The 14516-nt window shown below is 70.0% G+C and carries 14 protein-coding genes; 11 read left to right on the forward strand and 3 right to left on the reverse strand.

Features of this window, described 5'->3' with window-relative positions:
* Nucleotides 1–33 precede the first annotated feature (33 nt).
* A complete protein-coding gene (locus tag FHR38_RS15970) occupies nucleotides 34–1038 on the forward strand; it encodes a glycine betaine ABC transporter substrate-binding protein (protein WP_184535417.1) in 1005 nt (334 codons plus the stop codon).
* Nucleotides 1039–1158: 120 nt separating this feature from the next.
* Complete coding sequence (locus FHR38_RS15975) at nucleotides 1159–2337, forward strand: hypothetical protein (protein ID WP_184535418.1); 1179 nt, start codon at nucleotides 1159–1161, stop codon at nucleotides 2335–2337.
* Nucleotides 2338–2397: 60 nt separating this feature from the next.
* Here the strand turns inward: FHR38_RS15975 and FHR38_RS15980 are convergent, their stop codons facing one another.
* Entirely contained in the window at nucleotides 2398–3591 is a 1194-nt protein-coding gene (locus tag FHR38_RS15980) for an NADH-quinone oxidoreductase subunit D (protein ID WP_184535419.1), read from the reverse strand.
* Nucleotides 3579–4727 (reverse strand): SAM-dependent methyltransferase, encoded by a 1149-nt coding sequence (locus FHR38_RS15985; protein WP_184535420.1) that lies wholly within the window; start codon nucleotides 4725–4727, stop codon nucleotides 3579–3581. Before FHR38_RS15985 ends, FHR38_RS15980 begins: the two co-directional genes overlap by 13 nt.
* 160 nt (nucleotides 4728–4887) lie before the next feature.
* Here FHR38_RS15985 and FHR38_RS15990 point away from each other — a divergent pair, with 160 nt between their 5' ends.
* The 7 genes from FHR38_RS15990 (at nucleotide 4888) to FHR38_RS16020 (ending at nucleotide 11742) form a co-directional block, all read left to right on the forward strand.
* The gene (locus tag FHR38_RS15990; protein ID WP_376771409.1) at nucleotides 4888–5862 is read left to right on the forward strand and encodes a Rossmann-like and DUF2520 domain-containing protein; all 975 of its coding nucleotides are present in this window, start codon (nucleotides 4888–4890) and stop codon (nucleotides 5860–5862) included.
* A 63-nt stretch (nucleotides 5863–5925) separates the two neighbouring features.
* Entirely contained in the window at nucleotides 5926–6792 is an 867-nt protein-coding gene (gene panC, locus FHR38_RS15995; protein WP_184539741.1) for a pantoate--beta-alanine ligase, read from the forward strand.
* Between the two features lie 19 nt (nucleotides 6793–6811).
* Nucleotides 6812–7237, forward strand: a complete 426-nt coding sequence (gene panD / locus FHR38_RS16000; protein WP_184535421.1) for an aspartate 1-decarboxylase — start codon at nucleotides 6812–6814, stop codon at nucleotides 7235–7237.
* 133 nt (nucleotides 7238–7370) lie between these two features.
* Nucleotides 7371–8261 carry a septum formation family protein gene (locus FHR38_RS16005; RefSeq protein WP_184535422.1) on the forward strand — a complete coding sequence of 297 codons (891 nt, stop codon included), beginning with the start codon at nucleotides 7371–7373 and terminating at the stop codon, nucleotides 8259–8261.
* 65 nt (nucleotides 8262–8326) lie between these two features.
* Nucleotides 8327–10057, forward strand: a complete 1731-nt coding sequence (locus FHR38_RS16010; protein ID WP_184535423.1) for an L-aspartate oxidase — start codon at nucleotides 8327–8329, stop codon at nucleotides 10055–10057.
* Nucleotides 10054–10977 carry a carboxylating nicotinate-nucleotide diphosphorylase gene (gene nadC, locus FHR38_RS16015; RefSeq protein WP_184535424.1) on the forward strand — a complete coding sequence of 308 codons (924 nt, stop codon included), beginning with the start codon at nucleotides 10054–10056 and terminating at the stop codon, nucleotides 10975–10977. Before FHR38_RS16010 ends, nadC begins: the two co-directional genes overlap by 4 nt.
* Nucleotides 10978–10980: 3 nt before the next feature.
* Entirely contained in the window at nucleotides 10981–11742 is a 762-nt protein-coding gene (locus FHR38_RS16020) for a type III pantothenate kinase (RefSeq protein WP_184535425.1), read from the forward strand.
* A 20-nt stretch (nucleotides 11743–11762) separates the two neighbouring features.
* Here the strand turns inward: FHR38_RS16020 and FHR38_RS16025 are convergent, their stop codons facing one another.
* A complete protein-coding gene (locus FHR38_RS16025; RefSeq protein WP_184535426.1) occupies nucleotides 11763–12401 on the reverse strand; it encodes a methyltransferase domain-containing protein in 639 nt (212 codons plus the stop codon).
* A gap of 91 nt (nucleotides 12402–12492) precedes the next feature.
* On the opposite strand from FHR38_RS16025, the gene lysS reads away from it, so the two are divergent.
* Both lysS and FHR38_RS16035 read left to right on the forward strand, forming a co-directional pair.
* Nucleotides 12493–14001, forward strand: a complete 1509-nt coding sequence (gene lysS, locus FHR38_RS16030) for a lysine--tRNA ligase (RefSeq protein WP_184535427.1) — start codon at nucleotides 12493–12495, stop codon at nucleotides 13999–14001.
* 108 nt (nucleotides 14002–14109) lie between these two features.
* Nucleotides 14110–14460 carry a histone-like nucleoid-structuring protein Lsr2 gene (locus tag FHR38_RS16035; RefSeq protein ID WP_184535428.1) on the forward strand — a complete coding sequence of 117 codons (351 nt, stop codon included), beginning with the start codon at nucleotides 14110–14112 and terminating at the stop codon, nucleotides 14458–14460.
* Nucleotides 14461–14516 lie beyond the last annotated feature (56 nt).

A 14516-nucleotide genomic window follows, 5' to 3' on the forward strand; every position in this document is an offset into this window, starting at 1 on the left:
TGGGTCGCGCCGGGACACGGAAGGCGGGCGGTCATGCGCGCGGGAACACGTTTGGTGATAGGTGCGGTGGGCGCGCTCGCCGCCGCGGGATTCCTTACCGGCTGTGGGGACGCCGGTTCCTCCGGTACCCAAGCTCCGGACACCGAGGCGGCCGGGGCCGGTTGTGCTCCGATTGCCGGCAGTCAACTCGTCGTCCTCACCGACGACAAGAAGCTCCAGAATGCCGACAACATCATCCCGGCGATCAACGCCAAGGCCGCCAACCCGGCGCTGATCGCGGCACTCGACAAGGTCTCGGCCACGCTCGACACCGAGAAAATGATCAAGCTCAACAAGGCGGTCGACATCGACCGTAAGACCCCGAAGGTCGCCGCCGAGGAGTTTGCCACCGCCAACGACCTGACCGCCGGCCTCGCCAAGGGGCCGGGCGGGTCGATCGTCGTCGGTGCGGCCAACTTCAAGGAGAGCCAGATCCTCGGTGACCTGTACCGGATCGTGCTCACCGCCGCCGGCTACCAGGTCGAGGTCCAGCAGATCGGTAACCGCGAGCTGTACGCCCAGGCGCTGGAGAAGGGCGAGATCCAGGTGGTGCCGGAGTACGCCGCCACGATGGCGGACTTCCTCAACGGGAAGCTCAACGGGGCCAACGCGCCGGCGGTCTCCGACCCAGACGTGGACAAGACCGTCACCGGCCTTCGGGCCTTGGGTGAGAAGAGCGGTCTCGTCTTCGGCGCCCCATCCGCCGCGCAGACCCAGAACGCCTTTGCGGTAACCCGGGAGTTCGCCGACAAGTACGGCGTACGAACGCTCTCGGAACTGGCTGCCAAGTGCTCCGGCAAGGCCACCGTGCTGGCCGGACCGCCGGAGTGTCCGCAGCGCCCCAAGTGCCAGGCCGGGCTGGTTCAGGTCTACGACTTCAAGGCCGGTTCGTTCAGCTCCCTCGACGCGGGCGGCCCGCAGACCCAGTCCGCCCTGAAGACCGGAAAGGCCAGCGTTGGCCTGGTCTTTTCCACCGATGGCACCCTCGCCACCAGCTGATTGACTCGTCGGCCGGTCGCCGAGGACCGGCCGACGACTGGGGCCGACGCGCGGCCGGTACCACCCGTGGTGCCGGCCGCGTTTCGCGTCATTCAGGAACTGTGGGTAGGCTCCATTTCCATGCCTTCCCCGGAAGCCATCGAAAAGTCGCGCCGTAAACCACTGCTCACCATGCTCTTCTGGGCCGGTGTCGGGCTGGCCCCGATCGCGGCGTTGTTGCTGCTGGTGGCGGATGGAAACGCGGTGCTGCGGATTGCCGCCGTGCTGGCCATCCTCACCGTCGTGCTGATCGGGTTGTCGATCGCGTTGCGCCCCTCGGCCGATGCGCTGCGTGACGAACTTGAGGAACTGGTCTTCGACGAGATCGAGGAACTGCGCGGGAGCCTCCGCAAGGACATCGAGACCGCGGCCCGCGCGACGCACAAGGCGTTCGGCGAGAAGCTGCAGGTCCTCTACCAGAGCGTCGAGGCGTCACGGGGCCCCCACGACCAGGTCCGGCCCGGTCGAGGAGAGCCGCTGGAGGCCCACGGAGCAGCCAAACCGGCCAGGGTCGGCCACCAGGCCGGGTCGGTAGCGGTCCCGACCCAGTACGGTTCGGCCGGTGCCCACAACGGGGCACCAGGAGCGGACGTACCGGGTGGGCTCGGCGGAGCGGTTGCCGGGCCGTCCCGGACAGGTCGGCGGGCCGCTGCCTCGACAGATGTCCCGCCAGCGAGGCAGCACGTGCCGTCGGCGGCGGTCCGGCCCGCCGAAGAGGCCTCGCCGGCCGCTCGGCAGGCCGCCGTCGGCCCGCACGAGCCCGACACCGGCAACGTCTACGGCGGTGGCAACACCTACGGCGGTAGCACCTACGGCGGCAGGGGGCAGCGCCACGGCACCGCCGACGACTGGTCCGAGTCGCCGTCTCGGGGCCGGCGCGCCGGCGGTCCGGACGAGGGCCCCTGGCCCGACCAGCGTGCCGAGGACCGACCGAGCGCGGCCGGCCCAGGAGCCGGTCGGTACGGCCGTGACGAGGACACACCCGAAGAGGATGGCTACTGGTCGAGCCTGCGCCCCGGCGGCCAACGGTCGGGTGGCCACCGGACCGTGGCCGAGCCGAGCGGGCCGGTCGGACCACGGCCGCCGACCTGGGACGGGCCGGATCGGGATCCGTTGCGTTCCCGCCGTGCCGGCGACGACGAAGCGTACGGCTATCCACCGCTGGACGACGTACCTCGGGCCGGGGGGGCCCGCCGGGTGGAGGGCGGTCCTGGCACCGACCGGAGCCAGGGGCCGCCAGACGACACCCGCTGGCGCTGACTACGGCGGCTCGGTTGGCGCTGACCAGCGCGGCTCACTGAGCCGGTCAGCGTAGGACAGCTACTTGTCGATGTCGCCCACGACGAAGAACATCGAACCGAGGATGGCAATCAGGTCCGGCACCAGGCAGCCCGGAAGCAGTGTGGCGAGCGCCTGCACGTTGGCGTACGACGCGGTGCGCAGCTTGAGCCGCCACGGGGTCTTCTCGCCCCGGGAGACGAGGTAGTAGCCGTTGATGCCGAGCGGATTCTCGGTCCACGCGTAGGTGTGCCCCTCCGGGGCCTTCACCACCTTCGGCAGGCGGACGTTCACCGGGCCGGTCAACTGGTCCACCCGGTCGAGGCACTGCTCGGCGAGGTCGAGCGAGACGTACACCTGGTCGAGCAGCACCTCGAACCGGGCATGACAGTCGCCGGTCGTACGGTTCACCAACGGCACGTCCAGCGACCCGTACGCCAGATAGGGATCGTCGCGGCGCAGGTCGAGGTCGAGACCGGAGGCGCGGCCGACCGGGCCGGAGGCCCCGAACGCGGCGGCCTGCTCGGCGGTGAGCACCCCCACCCCGACGGTACGGGCCAGGAAGATCTCGTTACGCCGGATCACGTTGTCCAGGTCCGGCATCCGCCGGCGGACCTCGCCGATCGCCTCTCGGGCCCGGCGGGTCCACCCGGCCGGAACCTCCTCCTTGAGCCCACCGATCCGGTTGAACATGTAGTGGATCCGGCCTCCGCTGGCCTCCTCCATCACCGCCTGGAGCGTCTCGCGCTCGCGGAACGCGTAGAACATCGGCGTGATCGCGCCGATCTCCATGGGGTAGGAGCCGAGGAACATCAGGTGGTTGAGCACCCGGTTCAGCTCGGCCAGCGCGGTACGTAGCCAGATCGCCCGCTCCGGCACCTCGATGCCCATCAGCCGTTCGACGGCGAGCACCACGCCCAGCTCGTTGGAGAAGGCGGAGAGCCAGTCGTGCCGGTTGGCCAGCACGAGGATCTGCCGGTAGTCGCGTACCTCGAAGAGCTTCTCCGCGCCCCGGTGCATGTAGCCGACGATGGGCTCGCAGGAGACCACCCGCTCGCCGTCCAGCACCAGTTTGAGCCGGAGTACCCCGTGCGTGGACGGGTGCTGTGGCCCGATGTTGAGCACCATGTCGGTGCCGAGCTGCTGCCGGTCGTCGGAGATACCGGCGACCAGACCCGCTCCGGTGCCGACGGTCAACTCGCGCAGCGCTCCGGTCTCGGTGGTCATGTCCGCCATCGTGCCATGAGCGTCGCCGGGTCCACACCGACCGGCTGGAGCAGCCACCAGTGGCCGCCGAGGCCGGCCGGGTCGGTCAGTTCGGCCACCGCCGAGGCGGCGGCCAGCGCTCGGACGTAGCCGGCGGGGTCGGTGCTGGCCAGCGCCAGCGGGGGGCGTCCGCCGTCGGCCCCGAGCGCCCGCATCGCCTCCCGCTGGGTGAGCAGCGTGTACGGCAGCCCGGCCGCCACTGAGCCGGCCGCCGCCGCCGAGTCGATGGCGACGTGCGCGGTGATGTCCCGGGACCCGTCCGGGATCGGTGGCACCTGCCGGCCGCCCAGGAAGCCGGTGAGGCTCCCGCCCGCCGGCCGGTTTCCGGCCAGGTGGCCGTAGTCGACGCAGAGCGCCAGCCCTCGGTGGATCCGGGCCACCGCCCCGGCCCAGGCGATGTCCCGGGACAGGCCCAGCTCGGCTCGCCCGCCCGGTGCCTCCGGCCACCAGGTGGCCAGCCACTCGGCCTCGGCCGGATCGACCGCCGGACCCGGCGACTCGACCCCGGACGTCGGATCGACCATGAGCCGTCGCCAGCCGGCGGTCTCGCCCACCGACTCGCTTACGGCCGACTCGCTTCTGGCCGGGTCGCTTACGGCTGACTCGTTTCCGGTCGGGTCGCCCGCCGCAGGTGGCCTACTCGCGGCTGGGTCGCTCGGCGTGGCCGATCCGGTCGTGACCGGTTGCCGCGGTACGGGTTCGACCACGTCGAGAGGTACGTTGTCCAGCCACTCGGTGGCGAGTAACAGACCGGTCACCCCGTCGGGCGGGACATCGCGCCACTCGATCTCCGCCGGCAGCGGCTCCGGTCGGGGAGCGAGTTCCACGGCGGTCAGCCGGAGCCGGCGGCGCAGCCCGGACGGGGCGTACCCGACCAGGGCGGTGAGCAACTCGCCCCGACCCGCGCCGACGTCGACCACATCCAGTCGGTCGGGCCGGCCGAGTGCCTCGTCCAACTGGTCGAGCACCCGGAGCATCGCCGTCGCGAACGCGGGAGAGGCGTGCACGCTGGTCCGGAAGTGTGCCGCCGGTCCGGCACCGCCGACGAAGAAGCCGTCCGGTCCGTACAGCGCGGTGGCCATCGCATTCCGCCAGGTGAGGGGCATCACCAGAGGCTACGGGCTGACCGGTGACGCCGGACGGTCCCAGGCCGGCGGCGGACCCGCAGCGGTGGTGAAGGTTTTCACACATCCTTGTCTGGCTTCCGCGCGGGCGGAGCATACTTGCGATCGACCGGTACCCACTCCCGAGGACTGGATCATCGCTATGAACGCACCGCTGCGTCCGCTTCCGGCTGGCTCCAGCGGGGCCACCATGTCGGCCGGTGCACCTTCGGTCGACCAGGACCGCCCCGGCCGCCATCTCACCACCGGCGTGATCGGTGCCGGTCGGGTGGGCGCGGTGCTCGCCGCCGCGCTGGGTCGTACCGGCCATCCGATCGTCGCAGCCTCGGGGCTCTCCACCGCCGCCCGGACCCGGATCGCCCAACTGCTACCCGGGACCGTCAATCTCCCCGCCGACGAGGTGGCCCGGGCCGCGACCGATCTGCTGGTGATCGCGGTACCGGACGATTCACTCGCCTCGGTGGTGACCGGACTGGCCGAGGTGGGGGCGCTGCGACCGGGGCAGGTCGTACTGCACACCTCCGGTGCCCACGGGCTGACCGTGCTGGAACCGGCGGTGCGGGTCGGGGCCCGGCCGCTGGCCGTACACCCGGCGATGACGTTCACCGGTACCGCCGACGACCTGGCCCGACTGCCCGGCATCTCGTACGGCGTGACCGCCCCCGCCGAGCTACGTCCGTTCGCCGCTCGCCTGGTCGCCGACCTGGGTGGCGTACCGGAGTGGGTGGCGGAACGGGACCGGGCGCTCTATCACGCGGCACTGGCCCACGGGGCGAACCACCTGGTCACCCTCGTCAACGAGGCGGCGGACCGGCTGCGTGACGCGGGGGTGGCGGACCCGGTGAAGGTGCTCGGCCCGCTGCTGGGGGCGGCCCTGGAGAACGCGTTGCGGCTCGGCGATGCGGCGCTGACCGGCCCGGTCTCGCGGGGTGACGCCGGCACCGTGGCACGGCACCTGGACCGACTCGCCGGCACCGCACCGGAGTCGGTTCCCGGCTACCTGGCGCTGGCCCGGCGGACCGCCGACCGGGCGATCGCCGCCGGGCGGCTCCGGCCCGCCGACGCCGAGTCGCTGCTGGAGGTACTGGCCAACCGGCACCGGGAAGCGGTGCCATGAGCGAGGCGGAACGGGGGCATCAGTGGACATGATGTGCGCGATGACGAGCGGACCCGGTGCGGCATGACCGAGGTCGTACGGACCCGGGCCGAACTGGCCGGCCGGCGGGCCGAGCTGACGGGCACCGTCGCGGTGGTGATGACCATGGGGGCCCTGCACACCGGTCACGAGTCGTTGCTGCGGGCGGCCAGGGAACGCGCCGACCACGTGCTGGCGACGATCTTCGTCAACCCGCTCCAGTTCGGTCCGAACGAGGACTTCGATCGGTATCCCCGTACCCTCGACACCGACCTGGAGGTCTGCCGCCGGGCCGGGGTCGACCTGGTCTTTGCACCGCCCCGGGCCGAGATGTACCCGTACGGCGAGCCCACCGTCCGGGTCGATCCGGGTGTCCCCGGCGGCGACCTGGAGGGGGGTAGCCGGCCAGGGTTCTTCGAGGGCGTCCTGACCGTGGTGCTGAAGCTGTTCCATCTGGTCCAGCCGGACCTGGCGTTCTTCGGTGAGAAGGACTACCAGCAGTTGACGCTGATCCGCCGGATGGTCCGGGACCTGGACGTGCCGGTGGAGATCGTCGGGGTGCCCACGGTCCGGGAGTCGGACGGGTTGGCGCTCTCCAGCCGCAACCGTTATCTCTCACCAGAGCAGCGGCGGGCGGCGTTGTTGCTCTCGGCGGCGTTGCAGGCTGGTGTGGCGGCGGCCGAGGCCGGCGCGGACGGCGAAGGCGTCCTCGCCGCCGGACACCGGGTCTTCGCCGACGCTCCGGCCGATGTCCGGCTGGACTATCTGGCCTTGACCAACCCAGATCTGGAGCCGGGGCCTGAGAACGGACCGGCGCGGTTACTGGTGGCGGCCTGGGTCGGCGACACCCGCCTGATCGACAACCTGGCCGTCGAACTCGGTCCGAACCCATTGTCCGCACTGAATGCCTGATCGACGAGAAGGAATGCTGATGTTCCGCACCATGTTGAAGTCGAAGATCCACCGGGCCACGGTGACCCAGGCGGATCTGCACTACGTCGGCTCGGTCACGGTGGACGCGGATCTGCTCGATGCCGCCGACCTGATTCCGGGCGAGCAGGTGGCCATCGTGGACATCACCAACGGTGCCCGGCTGGAGACGTACGTGATCCCGGGCGAACGGGGCAGCGGGGTGATCGGGATCAACGGTGCCGCCGCCCACCTGGTGCACCCCGGTGACCTGGTCATCCTGATCTCCTACGGGCAGATGGACGACGCCACCGCGCGGTCGTACCAGCCGAGGATCGTGCATGTCGACGCCGACAACCGGATCATCGACCTGGGCGCCGACCCCGCCGAGGCGGTGCCCGGCATGACGGGTGATCCGGTACGCAGCGACCTCGCCCTCACGAATTGAGGTTAGGAAGGGACCCTTCCTATCGTTTTCTGTATGGGAAGGGTCCTTCCTAAACTCATGGCACATCGGCCAGACTCGCATGGCTGTCGTAGGCTGCAAGAGGTTTGGACCGTGCCCTTGGGGGAGGAACACCATGCGTCGCTGGTTGACCACTGTGGCTCTGGCCGGTACGGCCGGTCTGCTGCTGACCGCCTGTGGGGCTCCCGGCGGGGCGGACGGTGACCTGGTCGACGACTGGGCCGCGCTGCCCGAGCTGACCTCCTTCACTCCGCCGGCCGAGGTCTGCCACGACGAGAGCAGCTTCGACGACACCCCGAGCGCCGCCGACTTCGCCCCGGTCGACTGCTCCGCCAAGCATCGCCAGGAGACCATCTACGTCGGCAAGTTCACCGGTGACTCCAGTTCTTCGCCCGAGGACGACTCGGCCGAGTTCCAGGCCGCCTACGCCGAGTGCGACGCCAAGGCGACCGAGTACGTCGGGGCCCAGTGGCGGGACGGCCGGCTCTGGCTCACGGTGGCCAAGCCGACGAGCCAGGCGTGGTCCGGTGGGGCCCGCTGGTTCCGGTGCGACCTGATCGAGGTGGCCGAGGTCGACGGTGACAAGGATCCGGAGAGTCGGACCGGCAGCCTGAAGGGGGCCCTGGCCAGCCCGTCCCCGCTCAGCCTCGGCTGCTATCAGAGCAAGACCGTCTCCGGACGCATCGACACGATGACCCCGACCGAGTGCACCCAGGCGCACAACACCGAGTACGTCGGTACCTGGCAGGCCCCGGAGATGTCGTACCCGACGAAGGACAGTGACTGGAGCCGGTTCTACGACGAGTGCCGCAAGGTGGTGGCCGAGTACGTCGACCTGCCGTCGGATGACAAACTGCGGTACCGCACCGGGGTGGTGGCGCTGGCCGGAGGCTCGACGGGATGGAAGATGGGCAACCGGGGCGTGCGCTGCTTCCTGTGGCTCAGCGACCGTACGCTGACCAAATCGCTCAAGGATGCCGGCTCTTCCGCACTGCCGATCCGGTAGCGCGCTGGCCCACTTTCTCTGCCCCCGCCCATCCGGCCACCGGGTGGGCGGGGTTCACTGTGGGGATGCACCTGCCGACCCTCGACCTACCCGCGTTGCCCACCCTGCTTGCGGCACCAGCACCCGGCTGGGTGGAGACCACCGACGTGGTCGTGATCGGATCGGGTATCGCCGGACTCACCGCCGCTCTGAACCTGCGCGAGGCGGGTCTGCACGTCACGGTCGTGACCAAGGTCAACATTGACGACGGCTCGACCCGCTGGGCGCAGGGTGGCATCGCGGCCGTACTGGATCCACTGGACACCCCGGCTGCGCACGCCCTGGACACGGAGATCGCTGGCGTCGGGCTCTGCGACCCGGCAGCGGTGCAGGTGCTGGTGGCCGAAGGGCCGACCAGGCTGCGCGAGTTGATGCGGGTCGGCGCGGAGTTCGACCGCCACCCGGACGGCTCGCTGATGCTGACCCGGGAGGGCGGACACCGGGCCAACCGGATCGTGCACGCCGGTGGTGACGCGACCGGTGCCGAGGTCCAACGTGCCCTGCACGCCGCGGTCGGGCGGGACCCCTGGATCCGGCTGTTCGAGCACGCCCTCGTCCTCGACCTGCTGCGCGCCCCCGGCGCCGGACCGGACCAGCCCGGTCGGGCCTGCGGCATCACCCTGCACGTGCTCGGCGAGGGCAGCGAGGACGGGGTGGGTGCGATCCTCGCCCGGGCGGTCGTACTGGCCACGGGCGGGATGGGGCAGGTCTTCGCGGCGACCACCAATCCGGCGGTCTCCACCGGTGACGGAGTGGCGCTGGCGATGCGCGCCGGTGCCGCCGTGACCGACGTGGAGTTCGTGCAGTTCCACCCGACGGCCCTGGTCCGGTCGGCTGCCGCGACCGGCGGGGCGGACGGGTCGGCTGCCGCGAGTAGCTTGCCGAACGGGCCGGACGCGGCGCAGCAGCCCCTGGTGTCGGAGGCGCTACGGGGTGAGGGCGCGTATCTGGTCGACGGGGACGGTAAGCGGTTCATGGTCGGCCAGCACGAGTTGGCCGAGTTGGCTCCCCGGGACATCGTGGCGAAGGGCATCCACCGGGTGATGCTGGCCGACAACGTCGATCACGTCTATCTGGATGCACGGCACCTGGGCGGGGAGTTCCTCGACCAGCGATTCCCCACGATCGTCGCCTCCTGTCGGGCCATCGGGGTCGACCCGGCCGCCGACCTGATCCCGGTCGCGCCGGCCGCGCACTACGCCTCCGGTGGGGTCCGTACCGACCTGGTTGGCCGCACCTCGATCCCCGGGCTGTACGCCTGCGGTGAGGTCGCGTGCACGGGCGTACACGGGGCGAACCGGCTGGCCAGCAACTCGCTGCTGGAAGGGTTGGTCTTCGCCCGGCGGATCGCCCAGGACATCGCCCGGGACCTGCCGCCGCAGGTCGACCCGGCCCCGGGCGGGGCCTGGCAGGGCGGCTCGGGTTCGGTGGTGGACCCGGCGATCCGTCCCGGGCTGGCCCGCGCCATGACCCGGGGCGCGGGGGTGCTCCGGTCCGCCGACTCGTTGCGCATGACGGCCGCCGAGCTGATCGCCCTCGGGCAGCGGCGGGGACGGCCGAAGACCGCGAGCTGGGAGGCGACCAACCTGCTCACCGTGGCCTCGGCGTTGGTGGCTGCCGCGTACGCCCGGCAGGAGACCCGGGGCTGCCACTGGCGGGAGGACTTCCAGGCGGCGGACGACGGGTGGCTTGGTCATCTGGTGGGTTCGATCGGAGCGGACGGCATGTTGGGGCAGGATTGGGAGGCGGCGCGGTGAAGAAGTCCACGGTGGAGGCATTGCAGGCCGGAGGGCTCGTCCCGGCGGACGTCGAGGCGATCGTGCGCGGGGCGCTGGCCGAGGACCTCGGTCCGGATCTGGTCGACGTGACCAGCCTTGCGACGATCCCGATGGACCAGGTCGACATGGCTGAGGTGGTGGCGCGGGCCGACGGGGTGGTGGCCGGGCTGGCCGTGGCGGCGGCGGTGTTCGAGCTGGCGCACGAGCTGACCTCGACGGCGGCATTCGAGCTGCCGGCGACCGACCGTACCGTCGAGGTGGTGGTCGAGGCCCGCGACGGCGCGCGGGTGGCGCGCGGCGACGTGCTGGCCACGGTGACCGGCCCGACCCGGTCGTTGCTGACCGCCGAGCGGACGGCGCTCAACCTGCTCAGCCGGATGTCCGGCGTGGCGACCCACACCCGGGCCTGGGCCGACGAGCTGGCCGGTACCAAGGCGATGGTGCTGGACACCCGCAAGACCACCCCGGGTCTACGGACCCTGGAGAAGTACGCGGTACGGGCCGGCGGCGGCACCAACAAGCGGATGGGCCTCTACGACGTCGCGATGATCAAGGACAACCACAAACTCGCGGCTGGTGGCATCGCACCCGCCTACCATCGGGTGCGTCAGATGTTCCCCCAGGTGCCGATCCAGGTGGAGGTCACCACTACGGCGGAGGCGGTCGAGGCGGTAGAGGCGGGGGCGAACTTCCTGCTCTGCGACAACATGGACCCGGCCCAGCTCCGCGAGGTGGTGGCGGCGGTGGGTGACCGGGCCGAGCTGGAGGCCACCGGCGGGTTGACCCTGGACCGGGCGGCCGAGTACGCCGCGACCGGCGTGGACTACCTGTCCGTCGGGGCGCTGACCCATTCGTCGCCTATCTTGGACATCGCTTTGGACCTCAGGCCCCGGGACTGACGCATGCTGCTGTGTATCGACATCGGTAACACCAATACCGTCCTGGCGACCTTCGACGGTGACAAGCTCGTCCACTCCTGGCGGATCAAGACCGACGCCCGGTCGACCGCCGACGAGCTGGGTCTCAAGTTGCGTGGGTTACTCGCCAGTGACGCGGTGGAGATCACCGGGGTGGCGGCCTGTTCCACCGTCCCGGCGGCGTTGCGCTCGCTGCGCAGCATGCTCGCCCGCTACTACGGCGACCTGCCCAACGTGATCGTCGAGCCGGGGGTGAAGACCGGTGTGCAGTTGGCCATCGACAACCCCAAGGAGGTCGGTGCCGACCGGGTGGTGAACACCCTGGCCGCGCACACTCTCTTCGGTGGCCCGTCGATCGTGGTCGACTTCGGCACGACCACCAACTTCGACGTGATCAGCGCCCGGGGTGAGTTCCTCGGTGGTGCGTTCGCACCCGGTATCGAAATCTCCTTCGACGCGCTCGCCGCCCGGGCCGCCCAGCTGCGCAAGGTGGAGGCGACCAAGCCTCGGTCGGTAATCGGCAAGAACACGGTGGAGTGTCTCCAGGCCGGTCTGTACTTCGGCTTTGCCGGTCAGGTCGACCGGATCGTGGAGCGGATGATCGAGGAACTCGGTGGTGGGGTGCGGGCGGTGATCGCCACCGGCGGTCTGGCCTCGCTGGTGGCCGGCGAGTGCCGCACGATCACCCACCACGAGCCGATGATCACCTTGATCGGGCTGCGGATGGTCTACGAGCGCAACACCTGACCACGCGTGCCACGGCACTCCTAGCGCCGACGGGCCCGGAAGCAGGTGGTCCGGTACGGCAGTTCGAACGTCTCCCGTCCGGCCAGGTCCGGGTGGCTCGTGGCGAGGTCCCGGACCGCCTGCTCGACCTGTTGTCGTCGCTGGGGCGTGGCGGTGAGGTAGTACGAGCGGGTGGTGATCATTCCGACCAGGCTCTCCACCGTGTGGGTGGTGCAGTGGCGGAACTCGGCCCGCTCGACCGGGCCGAACCGGTCACTGAAGGAGTGGATCGTCGGGGCATCGTCCCGGATACCCCGCTCGGCGGCTGTGTCTCGCTCGGCCTCTGCGTCCCGATCGGCCTCTGCGTCCCGATCGGCCCTTGTATCCGGTTCGAGCCGGTCGAAGACCGCGGTGAGAGCGGCCACCCACGGTACGGTTTCGTCGCGACTGTTCCAGATAGTGCCAAACGTTCCGCCTGTCCGGATCAGCCGTGCGGCCTCGGCGTGTGCTCGCTCCCGGTCGAACCAGTGGTACGCCTGCCCGGCGACGATCGCGTCGACCGTCCCGTCGGCGACCGGTATCGCCTCCGCCGCCCCAGGAAGCGCTGTCGTGCCCGGGGTGGCGAGGTCGTAGGCGGCCGCCGCGCCGCCGAAGGACATTGCCGCCGCTTGATCGATCATGGGCGCGAGGTTATCCCGATGACCGCCGCCAAGGCATTTGAGTACGCTCGGACCCTGACCCCACCGAATTCTTCTGCCAAGGAAGCGTGCCGTGACCGAGCGAACCGCCGTGCCAGTCGACCCCGCCGATGATCTCCCTGAGCAGATGCGGATCCGCCGGGAGAAGCGGGACCGCCTGCTCGCTGACGGCGTCGAGGCGTACCCGGTGGGCTATCCGCGTACTGCCACGCTGGCCGAGATCCGGGCCCGGTACGCCGACCTACCGACCGACACCGCCACCGGGGACGTGGTCTCCCTCACCGGCCGGGTGATCTTTCAGCGCAACACCGGCAAGCTGTGCTTCGCGACCCTGCGGGACGGCGACGGCACAGAGCTGCAGGCGATGTTCTCGCTGGACAAGGTCGGTGCCGAGCGGCTGGAGGAGTGGAAGCGTCAGGTGGATCTCGGCGATCACGTCGGGGTCACCGGCGAGGTGATCAGTAGCCGACGCGGCGAGTTGTCCGTACTTGCCAACTCCTGGGCGATTACCGCGAAGGCGTTGCGGCCATTGCCGGTGGCGCACAAGCCGCTCAGCGAGGAGGCCCGGGTCCGGCAGCGGTACGTCGACTTGATCGTTCGCCCGCAGGCGCGAGAGATGGTGCGGACCCGGGCGACGACCGTACGCAGCCTCCGTGACTCGCTGCATGCCCGGAGTTTCATGGAAGTTGAAACCCCGATGCTCCAGCTGGTCCATGGTGGGGCCGCCGCCCGACCATTCGTGACGCACAGCAATGCGCTCGACACCGATCTGTATCTCCGAATCGCCCCCGAGCTTTTCCTCAAGCGGGCGGTGGTCGGTGGCATCGACCGGGTCTTCGAGATCAACCGCAACTTCCGTAATGAAGGGGTCGACTCTTCACACTCTCCCGAGTTCGCGATGCTCGAGGTGTACGAGGCATACGGTGACTACGACACCATGGCCGCCCTGACCCGGGAACTCGTGCAGGAAGCCGCCCTCGCGGTCGCCGGGTCGCATGTCGTGACGCACGCCGACGGCACCGAACTGGACCTGGGTGGCCAGTGGCGATCGGTGACCCTCTACGGCGTGCTCTCCGAGGCGCTCGGTGAAGAGGTGACAGTGCGGACCGACCGAGCCCGCCTCGTGCAGTACGCCGAAAAGGTGGGGCTCTCGGTCGACCCGAAGTGGGGACCGGGCAAGCTCGCCGAGGAGCTTTTCGAGGAACTGGTCGTACCGGGGTTGCGGGAGCCCACGTTCGTGCGGGACTACCCGGAGGAGACCAGCCCGCTCACCCGCGGCCACCGCGACCAGCCCGGGCTAACTGAGAAATGGGATCTGTACGTCCTTGGATTTGAGTTGGGAACGGCCTACTCGGAGCTTGTCGACCCCGTCGTGCAGCGGCAACGGCTGGTGGCCCAAGCCCAGCTCGCGGCGCGGGGCGACGATGAGGCGATGCGCCTGGACGAGGACTTTCTGCGGGCGATGGAGTACGGAATGCCGCCGTCCGGCGGCATGGGAATGGGAATCGACCGACTTCTGATGGCCCTGACCGGGCTCGGAATTCGGGAAACGATCCTCTTCCCGTTGGTCCGCGCGGAGTAGTCACCCCGTTCTTGTTGCGTAGTTTCCGGGTCCTATTGACTTGCTGCGCATCTAAAGCGCTATTGTGCTCTTGTTTGCGGGAGAACCTGCTCGAAAGGAACGTGGCACGTGGCCAAGCAGATCATTCACAAGCTGGTCGATGACCTGGACGGCGGAGACGCGGACGAGACCGTCAAGTTCTCGCTCGACGGCGTTCAGTATGAGATCGACCTCTCGGACAAGAACGCCGAGAAATTGCGGGAGCTATTTGCCCCGTACGTGACAGCCGGCTCGAAGGTGGGCCGCGGTGGTGTGGTCATCGGTGGCCGGGCTGCCCGGGGCCGCGGCGGGGCCACTGCCGACCGGGAGCAGAACAAGGCGATCCGGGCGTGGGCCAAGAAAGAAGGGCGGGAGATCTCCGACCGTGGGCGAATCCCGCAGGAGATCGTCGACGAGTACCACGCCAAGGCCGGCCGCTGAGTCGAATACGACCGACCGGGGCTACGCCGGATCCGGAACGCGGGTGAGCCGCACCG

The organism is Micromonospora polyrhachis, from assembly GCF_014203835.1.
GTDB lineage: Bacteria > Actinomycetota > Actinomycetes > Mycobacteriales > Micromonosporaceae > Micromonospora_H > Micromonospora_H polyrhachis.